Genomic DNA, 16,887 nt, shown 5'->3' with positions numbered 1-16,887 from the left:
CGCGCAGGTCGCCGCCGGCGGCGAGTTCACGTTCGCGCATGGCCGCGCCCATGCCCATGCCGCGGTCGACGAGCGAGAAGCAGCCCGACTTCTGCACGAACACCTTGATGAGCTTGGTGGGGGACGGCAGCTGTTGCTGGGTCCACCAGTGGACACTGCCCTCGGGCTCGATGACCGAGATGGAACCGAGTTTGCGCGTGCAGTGCGGAATGGCCTGCACCTTGGCCTCGTGCTCGCGCTGCGACTTGGTGACGAGCGGGTTGCTGGCGTTGCAGGCGGAGAGCGCGAACGTGGCGCCGAGCGCCACCGCGGCGACGGTGGCGGGCTTGATGGGGAACTCCATGGGTGGTCCTTTCCTTGTGGCTGGTTGCAGGACCGGAAATGCTATCGGCCAGCGCACAAGGACCGGACTAGGAGAACTCCTAAAATTGCGTACGAATTTGCTGCGGCGTGCTGTGGGCGAACGCCTACACGTCAATGCGTCCTGCCAGCGAGCGCATCATCGATCGCCTTCTGCGCGAGCGGCGCCATGACCTTGTAGCCTTCCGCGTTGGGATGCAGGCCATCGCCGCTGAGCTCCGCACGCAGCTGGCCGGTCTTGTCGACCATCGCCGAGTAATAATCGATGTAGCCGAACTGCTCGCGCTTCGTGTAATCGCGGATCCACGCGTTCAGCGCGTTGATGGTCGCCGGCGGCCGGCGCGCGCTCGATGTCGGGTCGTTGTAGTTGCTGATCGGCAACAGGCTCGCGATCACGACGTGGATGTGGTTGGCCTTCGCCAGCTCGGCCATCGACGTAAGGTTGCCCTCGATGGCCTGCAGTGATGACGGGCCCGTGTTGCCGGCGATGTCGTTCGTGCCGGCCAGGATCACCACCACGGCGGGCTTCAGCGCGATGACGTCGGGCCGGAAGCGCACGAGCATCTGCGGCGTGGTCTGCCCACTGATGCCATGGTTGATGTAGCCCTTGCCGGGGAAGAACTCACCGGTGGGGCGGCCCCAGCCGTCGGTGATCGAATCGCCCATGAACACCACGCGCTTCTCGCCGGGCTTCAGTGGCGGGTAAGCGGCGTTTTCGCTCGCGAAGCGTTCCAGTTGCGGCCAATCGTTCAGGCGCCGCTCGATATCCGCCTTCTGGTCGGCCGTGGGGTGTTCCGGGAGCACCTGGCGTGGGGTATCGGCCATGGCGATTGCCGAAGCGAGCGAACACGCAAAGCCGAGGATGATGGTACGAAGCATGGCATGCCTCCTGCGAGGGCGCCGGTCAACGGCACCGGGAATGGACCAGCGGATAGACGGCGAGGACGGCGACCGTCGCCGGATAGTCGGCCAAATGATTCGGCCATGCAACGGCCTCACGTCACAGACCCGCTAGGATGGGCGCCATGCTGGAACGCAAGGTGGGGCCTTATCTGAAACGGGCTTGAGGCATCGCGCGCAAGCGCGCTCCCACCGTGGCTGGTAGCGCCAAGGGCAATGGTTTCAGTGGAAACCGAGGAGGCCGTCATCGATGGGATCGTCGAGCAGCACGCGGCGATCCACTTCGTAACGGTGTGAGACACGCCACGGGCCGTCCCTGCCCTGCCTGGGCAGCTGGGCTTCGCCGCGCGCCACGTAGCCGGCCTTCAACGCGTCGAGGATGCACGCGTCGGTTGCCTGCCCTGCTGGCGCGCGTGGCACGACGACATGCACGCGCTGCTCGTCCATCCACGACAGCAATCGGCACACGTACTGCGCGGCGAGGTCGACCTTCAACGTCCACGATGCATTGATGTAGCCGAACAGCACCGCCGCGTTGGGGATGCCATCGAGCAACACGCCCTTGTACGTCATCAGCGCGCCGGGATCGCGGGCGCGCCCGTCCACGTCCAGCGCGACGCCGCCGAGCACCTGCAACTGGAACCCCGTGGCGCACACGACGATGTCGGCTTCGAGCGTCGCGCCGGACGCCAGCCGCACGCTGGCGGGGGTGAAGTGGTCCACCGTGTCGGTCCATACCGACGCCCCGCCCGCGCGCAGGGCGTCGAACAGGTCGTTGTCGGGCACCACGCACAGGCGCTGGGTCCACGGATCGTACGCCGGGGAAAAATCATCCAGCGATGCCGCGCCAGCCAGCTGGCGCCTCACGCCCGCGAGCAGCAGCGCCCGCACACGCCTTGGCCATCGCATGGCGGCACGGTAGAGCAGCCGTTGCAGCACGATATTCCGCCGCCGCGCGAACCCGTAAACCATGCGTGCGGGTAGCACGTGCAGCAGCGCCGCGGAGATGGCATCGCGCGACGGCACCGACAACACATAGCCGGGCGAGCGCTGCAGCATCGTCACGTGCGCGGCGGTGCGCGCCAGCGCCGGCACCAGCGTCATCGCCGTGGCGCCACTGCCGATGACGACGACGCGCTTGCCCGCCCAGTCGAGGTCGGCAGGCCAGTGCTGTGGATGGATGAACTCGCCCTGGAACGACTCGATGCCCTCGAACCGCGGCACGAACCCCTGGTCGTAGGCGTAATACCCGGTGCACCCCACGAGGAACGACGCGGTGAAGACATGCTCGTCGCCGTCCTCGTCTTCCGCGGCCACGGTCCACCGCGAGGCCCCGGACGACCACGACGCCCGGGTGGTCCGCATGCCGAACCGCACGAGGCGCTCGACCTCGTAATCGCGGGCTGTGTCGTGGATGTATTTGAGGATCGAGGGCCCGTCGGCCAGTACCTTCAGGTCATTCCAGGGCCGGAACCCGAAGCCGAAGGTGAACATGTCCGAATCCGAGCGGACACCGGGGTAGCGGAACAGGTCCCAGGTGCCGCCCATGGCCCGGCGCCGCTCAAGGATGCCCACGCGCCGGCCCGGGCAGGCGGCCGCCAGGCGGCAGGCCATGCCAACGCCGGAGAGCCCGGCGCCGATGATCAGCACATCGTAGTGGTCGGTGCCCATGCGCCACCCCCGTCGATGGGACGGAGGTTACGCCGAGTCAGTCGAACGTGCCTACGTAGGAATCCGGCGCCCAGTTCTCGAACTTGGTGTAGTGGCCGAGGAAGGCCAGCTTCACCGTATCGGTGGGGCCGTTACGCTGCTTGCCGATGATGATTTCGGCCAGGCCCTTATCGGGCGATTCCTTGTTGTAGTAGTCGTCGCGGTAAATGAACATGATGACGTCCGCATCCTGCTCGATAGCGCCGGACTCGCGCAGGTCGGACATCATGGGCCGCTTGTCGGCGCGCTGCTCGAGCGAGCGGTTGAGCTGCGACAGCGCGATGACCGGCACGTTCAGTTCCTTCGCCAGGGCCTTCAGGCCGCGCGAGATCTCCGAGATTTCCGTGGCGCGGTTCTCGCTGTGGCCCGGCACCTGCATCAGCTGCAGGTAATCGATGACGATGAGGCCCAGGCCGTGCTCGCGCTGCAGGCGGCGCGAGCGCGAGCGCATCTCCACCGGCGACATGGCGGGCGTGTCGTCGATGAAGATCTTGGCGTCGGAGAGCATGGTGATGGCCGAGGTGACGCGCGGCCAGTCTTCCTCGGCCAGGTCGCCATTGCGCAGGTGCTGCGCGTGGATGCGGCCGAGGGAGGAAATGAGGCGGAACGCCAGCTGCGAGGCCGACATTTCCATCGAGAACACGGCGACCGCCTTCTTTGAGCGCATGGCGGCGGCCTCGGCCAGGTTCAGCGCGAAGGCGGTCTTACCCATCGACGGGCGGGCCGCGATGATGATCAGATCGGATGGCTGCAGGCCGGCGGTGAGTTCGTCGAGGTCGGTGAAGCCGGTGGACAGGCCCGTGAGCTGGCCGCGGTTCTCGTAACGCTCGGTCAGCTGGCGGAAGGCGTCGCTGACGGCCTCGCGCATCGAGACGATATCCTTCTTGCCGCGCGCGCCGGATTCGGCGATACGGAACACGCGCTGCTCGGCCAGTTCCATCACTTCCTGGACGCTCTTGCCCTCGGGGCGGAAGCCGTCTTCGGTGATGGCGGTGCCGGCGTCGATGAGCTTGCGCAGCACCGACTTCTCGCGAACGATATCGCCGTAGGCCGCGATATTGGCGGCGCTGGGCGTGGAGTTGGCCAGTTCCAGCAGGTACGCCGGGCCGCCCATCATCTCGTCCATGCCGTTGGCCTGGAACCACTCGCCCAGCGTGATGGCATCGCAGGGCATGCCCTTGCCGGCCAGCTCGTTGATGGCGCGCCAGATCATGCGGTGGTCTTTACGGTAGAAATCGTCGTCGGTGAGCTTGTCGGCCACCTTGTCGAGCGAATCCGGCGACAGCATCAGGCCACCCAGCACCGCCTGCTCCGCTTCGATGGAGTTGGGTGGGACGCGCAGGGCATCCATGGCGGATGGCTCGCGGCGGCGGCGTTCGCCGCGCTCACCGCGGTCGCCGCGGTTGCTGCGCTCGGGATTGAAGGACATGGACTACCTCATCATCAGACGGCGCTGACCCGGGCCCGGGTCGCCGTCCGGCCATGATACGCGCAGGGGTCTCAGGCGTTGAGAGGATAAGTCTGTGGATAAGTTGTGGGAAAGGCGAAAAAGCCCTACTTCGGCGCCTTGCCGAAGCGGTATTCGCCGATGAGCCACAGCTTCCGCTCGTCCACGCCATGGCGGTGCGCGCGGTAATCGCCGTATTGCAGCTCCGCCGAGAAGCCCTTGCCCAGGTCGACCAGCACGCCCGCATCCACCTCGTCACCCAGCATGGCCCGCCCGCGTACGGGGCGGAAATGGCGGTAGGTCACCTGCCAGTTCACCTTGCGGCCGGCATCGAGGCTGCCCAGTACGCCGACGTAGCGCTCGCGCAGGCCCGTGGTGGGGATGCGAAAGGCCACCACCCAGCCATTGAACGCGCGGGCGGCGCCGTAGGCCACGTTGTAGGCGTGGCGCCCATCACCCTCGAGCTTTTCCTCGCCTACGCGCACCGACAGCGCGTCGTAGCCGAACGTGGCGTCGAGCAGGTGGTAGCCCAGGCTGAAGCGCCCGGGGTTGTTGGCGTAATCGTGCTGGCGGGCGACCTCGGCCGACCAGCCCAGCGCGGGGCCGCCCTGCCCCAGTGGTTCCTTGCCGCTGTAGCGGACGCCCAGCGTCTTCACCGCGTTCGTGGCGATGGTGTCGTTGCGCACGAAGTAACCGAACGCGGTGAGCTTGCCCACGGGCAGCGCCTGGTCGACGTGGAGCAGGTGCGCATCGAGCTTCCAGCGGCGCTGGTCGCGGTCATCGAAATCGGCACCGGTGGTCCGGTTGACGCGGCCCAGCCAGTAGTAGCGCAGCTCGCCACCCTGCCAGGGTTTCCAGCCGAGGCGGATGCCGTCGAACGACTGCAGGTTCTGCCGCCACGGGTTGTTGCTGAAGTAGCGGCCATTGTCGAGGACGACGTACTGGCGGCCGGCACGGGCCGAGAAGGCGCCCTGGGTGTAATCCACCCATGCATTGGTGACGCCCGTGGATGCCGGGTCGGCCTCGGCGGGGTACGGCGTGACGCGGCCAGACCCATCGTCGTACTGCTGCCCGAACAGGGACCACGTGCGGATGCCTTCGGCGTAGGCGCTCCAGCCCTCGCCGATGTTCCAGAGGTAACCGACCTGCAGGCGCATGGTGTTCGCGTGGCCGCGCTTGGGCGCGGCATCGTTGTGCAGGTTGCTGTAGCGGTAGCGCGCCTCGATGTATGGCGCGCTTTCCTGGGGCGCCTCGGCCGCGAACGCCGACATCCCCGCCATCGAACTACCGGCCATGCCCATGCACGACCGCCACCACCATTGCTTCATCGTTTACCGAGCCTGCCTTCTACGCAATCGGTGAATGTAGGCAGGGTGGTGGGCGGGGGCCAAGGCGATGGGGCGCAATGCGTTGGGAGAAGCGGGTCTCGCAGGCGTATGCGATAAGCGCAATCAACCACCTCGCATGAGAAATGTAGGAGCGCACGCTGTGCGCGACGCCTTTCGCGACCGCGCACAGGGCCTGAGCGTCTTGGCGAAAGATGTCGCGCACGGTGTGCGCTCCTACAGAGAAGCTGAAACGAAAACGGGCGCCACAAGGGCGCCCGCTTCGGGATCAACGGTGGTGCGGAGCTTACGCGCCGACGACCTTGACCTTGACCGTCTGCTGCACGTCGGCGTGGAGGTTGACGATGACGTCGAACTCGCCGGTGTTGCGGAACGGACCTTCCGACTGGATGACTTCGGCCTTGTCGACGTCATAGCCCTGCGCGGTGAGCGCTTCGGCGATGTCGCGGGTGCTGACCGAGCCGAACAGCTTGCCTTCCGGCGAAGCGTTCACTTCGATGGTGACTTCGACGCCGTCGAGCTTGGCGGCGCGTGCCTCGGCACCGGCGAGCTGGTCCTTGGCCTTGGCTTCGTACTCGGCGCGGCGGGCTTCGAACGCAGCGATGTTTTCGGCGTTGGCGCGAGCGGCCTTGCCGGTCGGCAGCAGGTAGTTGCGGCCGTAACCCGGCTTCACCTTGACCTTGTCGCCGAGGTTGCCGAGGTTCTTCACCTTCTCGAGGAGGATGAGTTCCATGGGATGTTCCTTTTCGTTAGCACGGGTGTGGCCCATGCAGCCAGGACGGTTGTCCGAAATGTTCGCCTGGGGCTGGCGCCCCGCCCCTCAAGGGAGCGAGGCGCCAGCCGGATCAGACGTCGTGGTTGTCGGTGTACGGCAGCAGCGACAGGAAGCGGGCGCGCTTGATCGCGGTCGCCAGCTGGCGCTGGTAGCGGGCCTTCGTGCCGGTGATGCGGCTCGGGACGATCTTGCCGTTCTCGGTGATGTACTGGCGGAGGGTGTTGAGATCCTTGTAATCGATCTCTTTCACGCCCTCGGCGGTGAAACGGCAGAACTTACGGCGGCGGAAGAACTTGGACATGGCTATATTCCCCGATTAGTCGTCGCTGTCACGGTCGTTGTCGCTGTCGCGACCACCGCGGTCATCACTGTCGTCGTCACGGCGACGCGAACCCTTCTGCTCATCCTTTTCCTTGCTCTTGAGGATGAACGACTGCTCGGTGTCGGCTTCGTCACGGCGAATGACCAGGTGGCGCAGCACGGCGTCGTTGAAACGGAAGCCCGTCTCGAGTTCGTTCAGCGCGTTCTGGGAAACCTCGATGTTCAGCATCACGTAGTGAGCCTTGGCGAGGTTCTCGATCGGGTAGGCCAGCTGGCGGCGGCCCCAGTCTTCGAGACGGTGGATCGTGCCGTTATCGCCTTCGATGAGCGTCTTGTAACGCTCGATCATGGCGGGCACCTGTTCGCTCTGGTCCGGGTGGACCAGGAACACAACTTCATAATGACGCATGGTGGCTCCTTGTGGATGCACCCCTTGCGGGGATGGCAGCCTCCCGGACAGGCCGGTGAGGCAAGAAACCCCTCCGGACGGAGAGGTAGCCGCGCATTGTAGCGGGCAGACTGGCGCGCTTTCAAGCGCTTAGGCCGGGAGAGCGGCCGCGATGCGGCCTTGTGAAGCGTAAATCGCCAGGGAAAGCAGGCTAACTGACGCTTTACAGCGGCCGGAGGCCGCGACTGACAGCCTGCGCAGCAGGCGACTCACGCCTCTACGAGACCGTAAAGCTCTCGCCGCAGCCGCATTCGCCGGTGGCATTGGGGTTATGGAACACGAACGAGGCATTCAGCCCCTGGCGCTGGAAATCGATGAGGGTGCCATCGACCAGCGGCAGGCTTTTCGGGTCAACCACGACCCTTATGCCGTCGATATCCATGACCTGGTCGTCGGCCGCCACGGCCCCGGCCAGGTCGACCACGTAGCCGAAGCCGGAGCAGCCCATCCGCTTGACGGAAAAGCGCACGCCGGCCGCCTCGGGCGATTTGGCGAGGAAGGCGCGCATGCGGTCGGAGGCGGCGGGGGTGATCTGGATGCTCATGTAATCGATTTCTGGCCGTGGTATACCCGGGAACGGTGCCGTTCACGTGACCCTTACATTATCATGCAAGGTCGCGTCCCCATTGCGCCCATATGCGGTGCCCAGTACGGAGTTTCAATCGATGACGGTGGTAAGCGTCAAGCAGGCCCTCGCCGGCGGCACGGCCGCGGCGGATCAGGAAGTCACGGTCCGTGGCTGGGTGCGCACCCTGCGCGAGTCCAAGGGCGGCCTTTCCTTCGTGAACGTGAGCGATGGCTCCTGCTTCGCCCCCATCCAGGTGGTGGCCACGGCCGATCTCGCCAACTATGAGACCGAAGTGAAGCATCTCTCGGCCGGCGCCGGCGTCATCGCCACCGGCAAGCTGGTGCCGTCGCAGGGCAAGGGCCAGGCCTTCGAGATCCAGGCCACGAAGGTCGAGGTCACCGGCTTCGTCGAGAACCCGCTCACCTACCCGATCCAGCCCAAGCAGCACTCCATGGAGTTCCTGCGCGAGGTGGCTCACCTGCGCCCGCGCACCAACCTGTTCGGCGCGGTGACCCGCGTACGCCACACCATGATGATGGCGATCCACCGCATCCTCACCGAGCAGGGCTTCTTCTGGATCAACACGCCCATCATCACCACCTCCGATGCCGAGGGCGCGGGCGACATGTTCCGCCTTTCCACGCTCGACCTCGCCAACCTGCCCCGGGATGACAAGGGTGGCATCGACTGGAAGAAGGATTTCTTCGGCCGCGAAGCCTTCCTCACCGTCTCGGGCCAGCTCAACGTCGAGGGCTACGCCATGGCGATGAGCAAGGTGTACACCTTCGGCCCCACGTTCCGCGCCGAGAACTCCAACACCACGCGCCACCTCGCCGAGTTCTGGATGGTGGAGCCCGAAGTGGCCTTCGCCGACCTGAACGACATCGCCAGCCTGGCCGAGGTGTTCCTGAAGGGCATCTTCAAGGCGGTGCTGGAGGAACGCGCCGACGACATGGCGTTCTTCGACGAGCGCGTCATGCCGGGCGCCGTGGCCCGCCTCGAAAACTTCATCGAAAAGCCCTTCGAGCGCATTGATTACACCGATGCGATCACCATCCTGCAGAACAGCGGCAAGAAGTTCGAGCACCCGGTGGCCTGGGGCGTCGACCTGCAGACCGAGCACGAGCGCTACCTGGCCGAGGAACATGTGGGCCGCCCCGTGGTCGTCATGAACTACCCGGAAGAGATCAAGGCGTTCTACATGCGGCTGAACGACGACGGCAAGACCGTGGCCGCCATGGACGTGCTGGCCCCGGGCATCGGCGAGATCATCGGCGGTGCCCAGCGCGAAGAGCGCCTGGACTACCTCGATCGCCGCATGGACCAGTTCGGCCTCGACAAGGAAACGTACAACTGGTACCGCGACCTGCGCCGCTACGGCACCGTGCCCCACGCCGGCTTCGGCCTGGGCTTCGAGCGCCTGCTGGTGTACGTCTGCGGCCTCACGAACATCCGCGACGCCATCCCCTATCCCCGCGCTGCAGGGAGCGCCGAGTTCTAAAACACCGACAAGACCATGCCCCCCATCCTCACCCGACTGCTCCCCCTCGCTGTCGCCCTCACCGTCCTGGGCGGTTGCAAGACCATCGTGCCGCCCAACTTCCGCCCGCCCGATAACCCATCGATCACGGTGGATATCGCCCGCAAGGCGCTGGACGACGCGAACCCGTGCTGCGGCAGCTTCGCCGACCTCTCCTACCAGGACATGCTGCCCTGGCAGCCGCAGCGCTTCGCGCTGACCAAGGAGACCCCGGTGGCCAGCCTCAACGGCGACCGCAGCTACTTCCTCGCGTTCCGCCTGCCGCAGGGCGCCGCCCTGCCCTACACGGTGGCGATGAAGTCCGAGCTCAACGGGCGCTGGCTAAGCTCCAGCTACCTGTTCGCGCCCACGGTGGTGCTGCTCGACGACGCGTTCCAGCCACTGCACGCCGAGGATATCCAGCTGTGCGAGTACATCGGCTGGACCAGCGAAACCACCGGCGCCTTCGGCAAGTTCAAGGTGGAGGACGACCGCGCCCGCTACCTCGTGGTGTATTCGTCGGCCAAGCAGCAGAAAAGCCAGACGTATTGGGAGCAGTCGCCCACCACGTTCTCGGCCGAGGCCCCCATCAAGATGAACTCGGCCGGCAGCTTCAAGATCCAGCATGGCCCCGATGGCGTGGTCTACGTCGGCATCGAGAACAGCACCTATAAGAGCGCGCTGAAAAACGCGGTTTGCGGCCAGGCCGCCCCGGGCAACGGCGTCATCAACACGCTGAAGGACGTGGTCAGCACCGACCTGCTCGGCAACGATGCGCAGAAGAAGGCAAAGGGCACCTGAGCGCCATGGTCATCGCGGTCTACGCCTACCTGCTTCTCCTGATCGGCGCGGTGCTGTTCTTCCTGCTGCACATCGTCGCGCAGTGGCGCTTCACGCGCTTGCTGCGCACGCGCTACCCCGGGCAGTGGAAGACGATCACCGAGGCCGATACCGGCCGCCCCAACGGCCTGGCCAACTGGCTGCGGGTGCGCCGCGTCATGCGCTCCGATGCCCCGGCGCTGTTCAACGACGCCAGCCTTACCCGCTGGCAAGGCTGGTGGCGGCGCGCGCCGTGGCTGGCGTGGCCGTGCTGGTTCGCCGCGATGGCGATACAGTGGTGGGCGATGAAACAGGGCTAGCCGCCCGCCACCCACCAAGGAGCGCCGCATGGATCTTCGCCTCACCGGCCGTCACGCACTGGTTTGCGGCGCCTCGCAAGGCATAGGCAGGGCCACGGCGTTCGAACTGGCCGCCCTGGGCGCCAGCATCACCCTGCTCGCGCGCTCGGCCGATGCGCTGAAGGCCCTGGCCAGCGAGCTGCCCGCCACGCAGCCCGGGCAAACACACGATGTGCTCCCGGTCGACATGCTCGATACCGAGGCGCTTGCCGCCGCCGTGGCCAGCGTGGTCAAGGACCACGCCGTGCACATCCTCCTGAACAACAGCGGCGGGCCGCCGCCGGGGGCGATCCACGCGGCGGATACCGAGGCCTTCCTCACCGCCTACCGGCAGCATGTGATCAGCGCGCAGGTGCTGGCCCAGGCCTGCCTGCCCGGCATGCGCGAAGCCCGCTACGGCCGCATCATCAATGTCATCTCCACCTCGGTGAAGGAACCGATCCCGAACCTGGGCGTATCCAACACCGTGCGGGCCGCCATGGCCGGCTGGGCGAAGACGCTCTCGGCCGAAGTGGCGCATGACGGCATCACGGTCAACAGCGTGCTGCCGGGTTACACGCGCACGCCACGCCTGGATGCCCTGGTGGAATCCAGCGTCAAGGCCGGCCGTGGGCGCGACGAGGTGGAGCGCGGGCTGCTGGCCAGCGTGCCTGCCGCGCGCTTCGGCGACCCGGCCGAAGTGGGTGCCGTCATCGCCTTCCTCGCCAGCCCGGCCGCCGGCTACGTCAACGGCGTGAGCCTGGCGGTGGATGGCGGCCGCACGCGCAGCCTCAACTGAGCCCGCGCCCGTGCTGACGCTCGGCAACCTCATCGACGGCGAGCCCCGCGCCCCGCGTGGCGGCCGCTACCTGGATGTGATCGACCCGGCTATCGGCCAGCCCTATGCGCGCTGCCCCGATTCGAGCGCGGATGACGTGGCCGATGCGGTGGACGCCGCGTCACGCGCCCTGCTCCGCTGGTCGACCATGCCGGCGGATGCGCGCGCACGCTGCCTCTACCGGCTGGCCGACCTGGTGGAAGCACGGCTTGAGGCCTTCGCCGCCGCCGAATCGCAGGATAGCGGCAAGCCGCTGGCGCTGGCTCGCTCGCTCGATATCCCGCGCGCCATCGCCAACCTGCGTTTCTTCGCCGCCGCGGCCACCCAATTCGCGGGCGAGTCGCACGCGATGGAGCACGGTGCCATCAATTACACGCTGCGCCTGCCCTTGGGCGTGGTCGGCTGCATCAGCCCGTGGAATCTGCCGCTGTACCTGTTCACGTGGAAGGTGGCACCCGCGCTCGCCGCTGGCAACGCGGTGGTGGCCAAGCCCTCCGAGGTCACGCCGCATACCGCGTGGCTGCTGGGCACGCTGGTAAAGGAAGCCGGGTTCCCCGATGGCATCTTCAACATCGTGCACGGCACGGGGCCCGCGGTGGGCGAAGCGATCGTCGTGCACGACGCGGTCAAGGCCGTCTCGTTCACGGGCAGCACGCGCACCGGTGTCGCCATCGCAGCCGTCGCGGCGCCACGCCTGAAAAAGGTATCGCTTGAGCTGGGCGGCAAGAACCCGGCCATCGTCTTCGACGATTTCGAGTTCAATGAGGCGAACCTCGCCACGCTCGTCCGCTCGGGCTTCGCCAACCAGGGTGAGATCTGCCTGTGCGGCTCCCGGCTGCTCGTGCAGCGCGGCATCTACGAACGCTTCCGCGCCGCGTACCTGGAACGCGTGCGCGCGCTGCGTGTGGGCGACCCTGCCGACGCGGCCAGCGATCTCGGCGCCCTCGTCTCGAAACCGCACTTCGACAAGGTGATGGGCTGCATCGAGCGCGCCCGGAGCGAAGGCGGCACGGTGCTCACTGGCGGGGAACAGGTGCACGTGGGTGGCCGCTGCGCCGAGGGCTGGTTCGTGGCGCCCACGGTGATCGAAGGCCTGCCCTTCGATGCCCCCACCAACCAGGAAGAAATCTTCGGGCCGGTGGTGAGCTTGATACCCTTCGATACCGAAGACGAGGCCCTCGCCATCGCCAATGGCACGCCGTATGGGCTGGCCGCATCGTTGTGGACGCGCGACGTATCGCGTGCCCACCGCATGGCGGCGAAACTTGATTTCGGCATCGTGTGGGTGAACTGCTGGATGCTCCGCGACTTGCGCACGCCCTTCGGCGGCAGCAAGCAATCCGGCGTGGGCCGCGAAGGCGGCTTCGACGCCATGCGCTTTTTTACCGAGGCCAGGAATGTCTGCATCGACCACGGGCTCTGACATCGTCCGCACCGACGGCGCGCCCGCGCCGGTGGGTGCTTACCCCCATGCGCGCCGCGTGGGCAACCTGCTGTTCCTGTCGGGCGTGGGGCCACGCGTGCCCGGGTCGAACGACGTGCCCGGCAATGTGTTCGACAAGAACGGCATCATGGTGGCGCACGACATCGAGGCACAGTGCCGCCAGGTGTTTGCCAACGTGCGGGCCGTGCTCGAAGCCAGTGGCGCGCGGTGGGAGGACCTGGTGGACGTGACGGTGTTCCTTACCGACATGGCGCGCGATTTCGCCACCTACAACCGCGTCTACGCGGACGTGTTCGCGGGCGTGGATGCGTGCCGCACAACGGTAGGCATCACGTCGCTGCCAACACCCATCGCCATCGAGCTGAAGTGCATCGCGCACATCGCGCAAGCGTGATGCCTCTCTTGTAGGAGCCCGCTTGCGGGCGACATCTTTCGCCGAAACGCAGCAGGCCCTGTCGCGGTATCGCGACAGATGTCGCGCGCAAGCGCGCTCCTACAGGGGGCGGCGTCGTATCGGCGAACGGCGCCTTAGGCGGTGAGCTGCTGCGTGCCCTCGAGGCACGCCTGCAGCATCTCGCCGATCAGCACCTGTACGCGGGCGGCCTTCTTCGGCAGGTATTCGAAGCTGTCTTCGTCCATGTAGGTGATCTGCGACAGCTCGAGCTGGATGGCGTTGATGCCTTCCTCGGGGCGGCCGTAGTGGCGCGTGATGTGGCCACCCTTGAAGCGGCCGTTCACGGCGAACGAGTAATCGCCCTGCGCCTCGAGCACGGCGGCCACCCGCGCCTGTAGCGCGCTGTTGCAGCTGATGCCGTCGGCGGTGCCCAGGTTGAAATCGGGCAGGCGGCCCTCGAACAGCATGGGCACGTGGCTGCGGATGGAGTGGCCATCCCACAGCACCACGTGGCCGAACTGGGCCCGCAGGCGCGCCAGCTCGTCGGCCAGCGCCTTGTGGTACGGCTTCCACCAATGCTTTACCCGGTCGGCGATCTCCTTGCCGTCGGGCTCGGCGCCGGCGCGGTAGATGTCGTGCCCATCGAACATGATGGTGGGCACCAGGCCCGTTTCCTTCTTGCCCGGGTACAGCGCGTGGCCATCGGACGGCCGGTTCAGGTCGACGACGTAGCGCGATACCACCGGGCGGATGACGCTGGCCCCCATGCCCTTGGCGAAATCGTAGAGCTCGCCCACGTGCCAGTCGGTATCGGGCGAACGGCGCGCCGGCCGCTTCATGCGCGCGGCGATCTCATCGGGGACGACGCTGCCATTGTGCGGCAGGCTGATCAGGAGCGGCGCGGTGCCGCGGTGCAGGCTATACGGGGTCATGGGGCCAGTGTAACGCTCAACCGGGGACGCGATCGCCCATGGTCACCATTTCCTCGGCCGAGGTGGGGTGGATGGCCAGGGTGGCGTCCAGGTCGGCCTTGGTGGCGCCCATCTTGATCGCCACGGCGAAGCCCTGGAGGATCTCGTCCACGCCCGGGCCCAGCATCTGCATGCCGACGATGCGTGAGTCCTCGCCCACGCAGATGAGCTTGAAGCGCACGTACATGGGCCGGTGCGCCAGCGCCAGCTGCATGGGCACGAAAGTTTGTTTGTACAGGTGCACCTCGGCACCGTACACCGCGCGCGCCTCCTGCTCGTTGAGGCCCACGGTGCCCAGCGGCGGGTGCGAGAAGACCACGCTGGGGATGTTCTGGTAATCAAGCTTCGCGTTCGGCAGGTTGCCGAACAGGCGATCGGCCAGCTTGCGCCCCGCGTTCACTGCCACCGGCGTCAGCGCCAGGCGCTGGGTGACATCGCCCACGGCGTAAACGCCAGGCACGCCCGTCTCCTGGTAATCATCCACGTCGATCTGCTTCTCGGCGTTGACGCCCAGGCCGATCGCATCGAGCCCGAGCGACGCCGTGTTGCCGTGGCGGCCCACCGCCTGGATGAGCAGGTCGTACGGGCCGGGCTTCGTGCCCTTGTCGCAATCGAGCAACAGCACGCCGTGGGTTTCGTGCGCCGCCTCGATCTGGCAGGTGTAGTTGATGGTGATGCCATGCTTGGTCATCTCCTCGCCGAGCTGGTAGGCCATCTCCTCGTCGAAACTGCCCATGAGGCGGTCGCGCACGTAAAGATCTACCTCGCTGCCCAGCGCGCGCAGCACGCCGGCAAGTTCCACGGCGATATAGCCGCCGCCGATAATCGCCGTGCGTTTTGGGCAAGCGCGCAGGGCGAAGAAGCCATCGGAGGTTACGCTGTGTTCGAAGCCTGGCTTGTCGAGGCGGTTGGCGCTCGAGCCCGTGGCGATGATGACGTGCGGCGCCACCAGCACGCGTTCGCCTGCGGCGATGCGGCGCGGCTCGATGAAGCGCGCCATCGCCTTCACCCGCGTGATCTTCCATTTATCGAGTTGCTGCTGGTAGCTGCCATGGATGCGGTCGATGTAGGCGTTGCGGCGGTCGATGAAGCCCGGCCAGTCGAGCTTGCCCGGCTTGTCGGTGAAGCCATAGTCCGACGCGATGTACTGCGCCTCCGCCATCTGCGCGGCGTACCACATCGCCTTCTTCGGCACGCAGCCCACGTTGACGCACGTGCCGCCCAGTTCCTTCGGCTCGACCAGCGCCACCTTCGCGCCGTGCTTCGCGGCGCGGATGGCCGAAGCGAGCCCGCCCGAACCGCCGCCGATCACGATGAGGTCGAAGGCTTCGTCAGCCATGGGCACGGGCTCCTTTGGGGTTGGGGTCCGCACACCGTAGCAAAGCGCACGGGCGCGGGTGCGTGAAAGCAAGCCGCGCCGCTACAACCCGAACCGCACCGGTGAATACGGCAAGGCGTCGAGCACGGGCGCTGGCCCCGCGAGCAGGTTGGCCACCAGTTCACCCGTCGCCGCCGACATGCTGATGCCGAGCATGCCGTGCGCCGTCGCGTACACCAGGTTCGACCAGCGTGCGCTGGGGCCGATGATCGGCAGCTCGTCGACGCTCATGGGCCGCCAGCCCCACCACGGCGTGGCCTCGCCCTGCCCCTCGGGTTCGAGCAGGTAATCGGCCGCGCCGCGGCGCAACGCGGCGAGGCGTACATCGTTCAGCCCTTCGTTGAAGCCGGACAACTCCATCGTGCTGCCCAGCCGGTAGCCGGTGGCCCACGGCGTGACGCAGACCGCCGCCTCGCGCAGCACCAGCGAATGCGTAGGTGAGGCCACGGGCGGCTGCTGCCATGTGAGCGAATAGCCCTTGCCTGGCTGCATGGGCAGGCGGATACCCAGCAGGCGGCCGACGAGGGGCGACCACGCCCCCAGCGCCATCACGACACGGTCGCCGCTGAACACGCCGCCGGTGGTGCGCACGTGCGACACCGTCGCGCCGTCCATGACGAACGAATCGACGCGCGCGCCGGTTTCGATGGCGCCGCCCAGTTCGCGAACGCGCCGCGCAAGCTCCGCCACGTAGCGATCCGGGCGCAGCCGCGCGTCGCCGGGATGCAGCAAGCCGCCGACCACGCCCTCGCGCAGCGACGGCTCCAGCGCCAGCACGTCATCGCCCATGAGTACGCGCACATCCATGCCCAGCCGGCGCAGCAGCTCGACGTGGGGGCGGTCGTGCTGCACGGCGCGTGCGTCGCGGTAGACGTAAAGCTCGCCTACGTCCTCGAACTCGCAATCGAGCGCGTCGCTGGCGATGAGCTCGCCGATAAGCGCGCGCGAGCGCGCGAGGATGGCGCCGCGGGCCTCGCCCGCCGCCTGGAAATCGCGCCACGTGCAGCGGCGGGCGAAGCCCAGCAACCAACGCGCACGCTCGGGGTCCAGGCGTGGGTCGACGTACAGGGGAGCGTCCTTGCGCAGCATGGAGCGCAAGGCGGTACCGACCATGCCTGGCATGGTCAGCGGGCCCGCGTGGCTGGGCGTGATGGTGCCGCAGTTGCCATGCGAGCTGCCCGCGCCCGGGGTGTCCTGCTCCAGCACGCGGACACGGGCCCCGGCTTTCAGGAGGTACAGCGCACAGGCCAGGCCGATCACGCCGCCGCCCATGATCAGTACGTCACTTCGGGATCTATCCATCCGGCAAGT

General features: G+C 66.9%; 17 protein-coding genes and 1 pseudogene. 6 read left to right on the top strand and 12 right to left on the bottom strand.

Annotation, left to right across the window (positions count from 1 at the left end):
* From VI08_RS22300 to VI08_RS17725, 9 genes and pseudogenes are all read right to left on the bottom strand, one after another.
* Nucleotides 1-343 (bottom strand): annotated as a pseudogene (locus VI08_RS22300) (CsgG/HfaB family protein); the annotation flags it as partial.
* Between the two features lie 131 nt (nucleotides 344-474).
* On the bottom strand, nucleotides 475-1,239 hold the full coding sequence (locus tag VI08_RS17760) for an SGNH/GDSL hydrolase family protein (protein ID WP_045830964.1): 765 nt from the start codon (nucleotides 1,237-1,239) through the stop codon (nucleotides 475-477).
* A 243-nt stretch (nucleotides 1,240-1,482) separates the two neighbouring features.
* Nucleotides 1,483-2,931 carry a flavin-containing monooxygenase gene (locus VI08_RS17755; RefSeq protein ID WP_045830963.1) on the bottom strand — a complete coding sequence of 483 codons (1,449 nt, stop codon included), beginning with the start codon at nucleotides 2,929-2,931 and terminating at the stop codon, nucleotides 1,483-1,485.
* A 37-nt stretch (nucleotides 2,932-2,968) separates the two neighbouring features.
* Nucleotides 2,969-4,399, bottom strand: coding sequence for a replicative DNA helicase (locus tag VI08_RS17750; protein WP_045830962.1), 1,431 nt, complete (start codon nucleotides 4,397-4,399; stop codon nucleotides 2,969-2,971).
* A gap of 125 nt (nucleotides 4,400-4,524) precedes the next feature.
* Complete coding sequence (locus VI08_RS17745) at nucleotides 4,525-5,712, bottom strand: alginate export family protein (RefSeq protein WP_198148991.1); 1,188 nt, start codon at nucleotides 5,710-5,712, stop codon at nucleotides 4,525-4,527.
* Nucleotides 5,713-6,049: 337 nt separating this feature from the next.
* Complete coding sequence (rplI, locus tag VI08_RS17740) at nucleotides 6,050-6,496, bottom strand: 50S ribosomal protein L9 (protein ID WP_045830960.1); 447 nt, start codon at nucleotides 6,494-6,496, stop codon at nucleotides 6,050-6,052.
* Nucleotides 6,497-6,608: 112 nt separating this feature from the next.
* On the bottom strand, nucleotides 6,609-6,839 hold the full coding sequence (rpsR, locus tag VI08_RS17735; protein WP_045830959.1) for a 30S ribosomal protein S18: 231 nt from the start codon (nucleotides 6,837-6,839) through the stop codon (nucleotides 6,609-6,611).
* A 15-nt stretch (nucleotides 6,840-6,854) separates the two neighbouring features.
* On the bottom strand, nucleotides 6,855-7,268 hold the full coding sequence (rpsF, locus tag VI08_RS17730; protein ID WP_045830958.1) for a 30S ribosomal protein S6: 414 nt from the start codon (nucleotides 7,266-7,268) through the stop codon (nucleotides 6,855-6,857).
* Nucleotides 7,269-7,524: 256 nt separating this feature from the next.
* The gene (locus VI08_RS17725; protein ID WP_045830957.1) at nucleotides 7,525-7,851 is read right to left on the bottom strand and encodes a HesB/IscA family protein; all 327 of its coding nucleotides are present in this window, start codon (nucleotides 7,849-7,851) and stop codon (nucleotides 7,525-7,527) included.
* Between the two features lie 121 nt (nucleotides 7,852-7,972).
* On the opposite strand from VI08_RS17725, the gene asnS reads away from it, so the two are divergent.
* The 6 genes from asnS to VI08_RS17695 are packed head-to-tail and all read left to right on the top strand — an operon-like array spanning nucleotide 7,973 to nucleotide 13,227.
* Entirely contained in the window at nucleotides 7,973-9,376 is a 1,404-nt protein-coding gene (asnS, locus tag VI08_RS17720; RefSeq protein ID WP_045830956.1) for an asparagine--tRNA ligase, read from the top strand.
* A 15-nt stretch (nucleotides 9,377-9,391) separates the two neighbouring features.
* Nucleotides 9,392-10,195 carry a MalM family protein gene (locus tag VI08_RS17715; RefSeq protein WP_045830955.1) on the top strand — a complete coding sequence of 268 codons (804 nt, stop codon included), beginning with the start codon at nucleotides 9,392-9,394 and terminating at the stop codon, nucleotides 10,193-10,195.
* A gap of 5 nt (nucleotides 10,196-10,200) precedes the next feature.
* Nucleotides 10,201-10,533: a hypothetical protein gene (locus VI08_RS17710; RefSeq protein ID WP_045830954.1), complete on the top strand. Its 333-nt coding sequence runs from the start codon at nucleotides 10,201-10,203 to the stop codon at nucleotides 10,531-10,533.
* Nucleotides 10,534-10,561: 28 nt separating this feature from the next.
* The gene (locus VI08_RS17705) at nucleotides 10,562-11,350 is read left to right on the top strand and encodes an SDR family oxidoreductase (RefSeq protein WP_045830953.1); all 789 of its coding nucleotides are present in this window, start codon (nucleotides 10,562-10,564) and stop codon (nucleotides 11,348-11,350) included.
* Nucleotides 11,322-12,812 (top strand): aldehyde dehydrogenase, encoded by a 1,491-nt coding sequence (locus VI08_RS17700; RefSeq protein ID WP_045830952.1) that lies wholly within the window; start codon nucleotides 11,322-11,324, stop codon nucleotides 12,810-12,812. Before VI08_RS17705 ends, VI08_RS17700 begins: the two co-directional genes overlap by 29 nt.
* Nucleotides 12,787-13,227, top strand: coding sequence for a RidA family protein (locus VI08_RS17695; RefSeq protein WP_045830951.1), 441 nt, complete (start codon nucleotides 12,787-12,789; stop codon nucleotides 13,225-13,227). The genes VI08_RS17700 and VI08_RS17695 overlap by 26 nt, the downstream gene beginning before the upstream one ends.
* Nucleotides 13,228-13,361: 134 nt before the next feature.
* On the opposite strand, the gene hutG is transcribed toward VI08_RS17695, so the two are convergent.
* The 3 genes from hutG to VI08_RS17680 all read right to left on the bottom strand — a co-directional run bounded on the left by hutG (nucleotide 13,362) and on the right by VI08_RS17680 (nucleotide 16,878).
* On the bottom strand, nucleotides 13,362-14,159 hold the full coding sequence (gene hutG, locus VI08_RS17690) for an N-formylglutamate deformylase (RefSeq protein WP_045830950.1): 798 nt from the start codon (nucleotides 14,157-14,159) through the stop codon (nucleotides 13,362-13,364).
* A 16-nt stretch (nucleotides 14,160-14,175) separates the two neighbouring features.
* Entirely contained in the window at nucleotides 14,176-15,537 is a 1,362-nt protein-coding gene (gorA, locus tag VI08_RS17685; protein ID WP_045830949.1) for a glutathione-disulfide reductase, read from the bottom strand.
* Between the two features lie 81 nt (nucleotides 15,538-15,618).
* A complete protein-coding gene (locus VI08_RS17680; protein WP_045830948.1) occupies nucleotides 15,619-16,878 on the bottom strand; it encodes an NAD(P)/FAD-dependent oxidoreductase in 1,260 nt (419 codons plus the stop codon).
* Nucleotides 16,879-16,887: the final 9 nt, after the last annotated feature.

The sequence above is a fragment of the Luteibacter yeojuensis genome, assembly GCF_000964085.1.
Taxonomy (GTDB): domain Bacteria; phylum Pseudomonadota; class Gammaproteobacteria; order Xanthomonadales; family Rhodanobacteraceae; genus Luteibacter; species Luteibacter yeojuensis_A.
Note: the sequence above shows the minus strand (reverse complement) of the source record. Positions and strands in the feature narration are given on the sequence as shown.

Excerpts from the sequence above, each read along its gene's own strand:
- rplI (WP_045830960.1), bottom strand. The coding sequence starts at position 6,496 with ATGGAACTCATCCTCCTCGAGAAGGTGAAGAACCTCGGCAACCTCGGC.
- gorA (WP_045830949.1), bottom strand. The coding sequence starts at position 15,537 with ATGGCTGACGAAGCCTTCGACCTCATCGTGATCGGCGGCGGTTCGGGC.
- VI08_RS17710 (WP_045830954.1), top strand. The coding sequence starts at position 10,201 with ATGGTCATCGCGGTCTACGCCTACCTGCTTCTCCTGATCGGCGCGGTG.
- rpsR (WP_045830959.1), bottom strand. The coding sequence starts at position 6,839 with ATGTCCAAGTTCTTCCGCCGCCGTAAGTTCTGCCGTTTCACCGCCGAG.
- VI08_RS17750 (WP_045830962.1), bottom strand. The coding sequence starts at position 4,399 with ATGTCCTTCAATCCCGAGCGCAGCAACCGCGGCGACCGCGGTGAGCGC.
- VI08_RS17755 (WP_045830963.1), bottom strand. The coding sequence starts at position 2,931 with ATGGGCACCGACCACTACGATGTGCTGATCATCGGCGCCGGGCTCTCC.
- VI08_RS17705 (WP_045830953.1), top strand. The coding sequence starts at position 10,562 with ATGGATCTTCGCCTCACCGGCCGTCACGCACTGGTTTGCGGCGCCTCG.
- hutG (WP_045830950.1), bottom strand. The coding sequence starts at position 14,159 with ATGACCCCGTATAGCCTGCACCGCGGCACCGCGCCGCTCCTGATCAGC.
- VI08_RS17700 (WP_045830952.1), top strand. The coding sequence starts at position 11,322 with ATGGCGGCCGCACGCGCAGCCTCAACTGAGCCCGCGCCCGTGCTGACG.
- asnS (WP_045830956.1), top strand. The coding sequence starts at position 7,973 with ATGACGGTGGTAAGCGTCAAGCAGGCCCTCGCCGGCGGCACGGCCGCG.
- VI08_RS17725 (WP_045830957.1), bottom strand. The coding sequence starts at position 7,851 with ATGAGCATCCAGATCACCCCCGCCGCCTCCGACCGCATGCGCGCCTTC.
- VI08_RS17680 (WP_045830948.1), bottom strand. The coding sequence starts at position 16,878 with ATGGATAGATCCCGAAGTGACGTACTGATCATGGGCGGCGGCGTGATC.
- VI08_RS17745 (WP_198148991.1), bottom strand. The coding sequence starts at position 5,712 with ATGGCCGGTAGTTCGATGGCGGGGATGTCGGCGTTCGCGGCCGAGGCG.
- VI08_RS17695 (WP_045830951.1), top strand. The coding sequence starts at position 12,787 with ATGTCTGCATCGACCACGGGCTCTGACATCGTCCGCACCGACGGCGCG.
- VI08_RS17715 (WP_045830955.1), top strand. The coding sequence starts at position 9,392 with ATGCCCCCCATCCTCACCCGACTGCTCCCCCTCGCTGTCGCCCTCACC.
- VI08_RS17760 (WP_045830964.1), bottom strand. The coding sequence starts at position 1,239 with ATGCTTCGTACCATCATCCTCGGCTTTGCGTGTTCGCTCGCTTCGGCA.
- rpsF (WP_045830958.1), bottom strand. The coding sequence starts at position 7,268 with ATGCGTCATTATGAAGTTGTGTTCCTGGTCCACCCGGACCAGAGCGAA.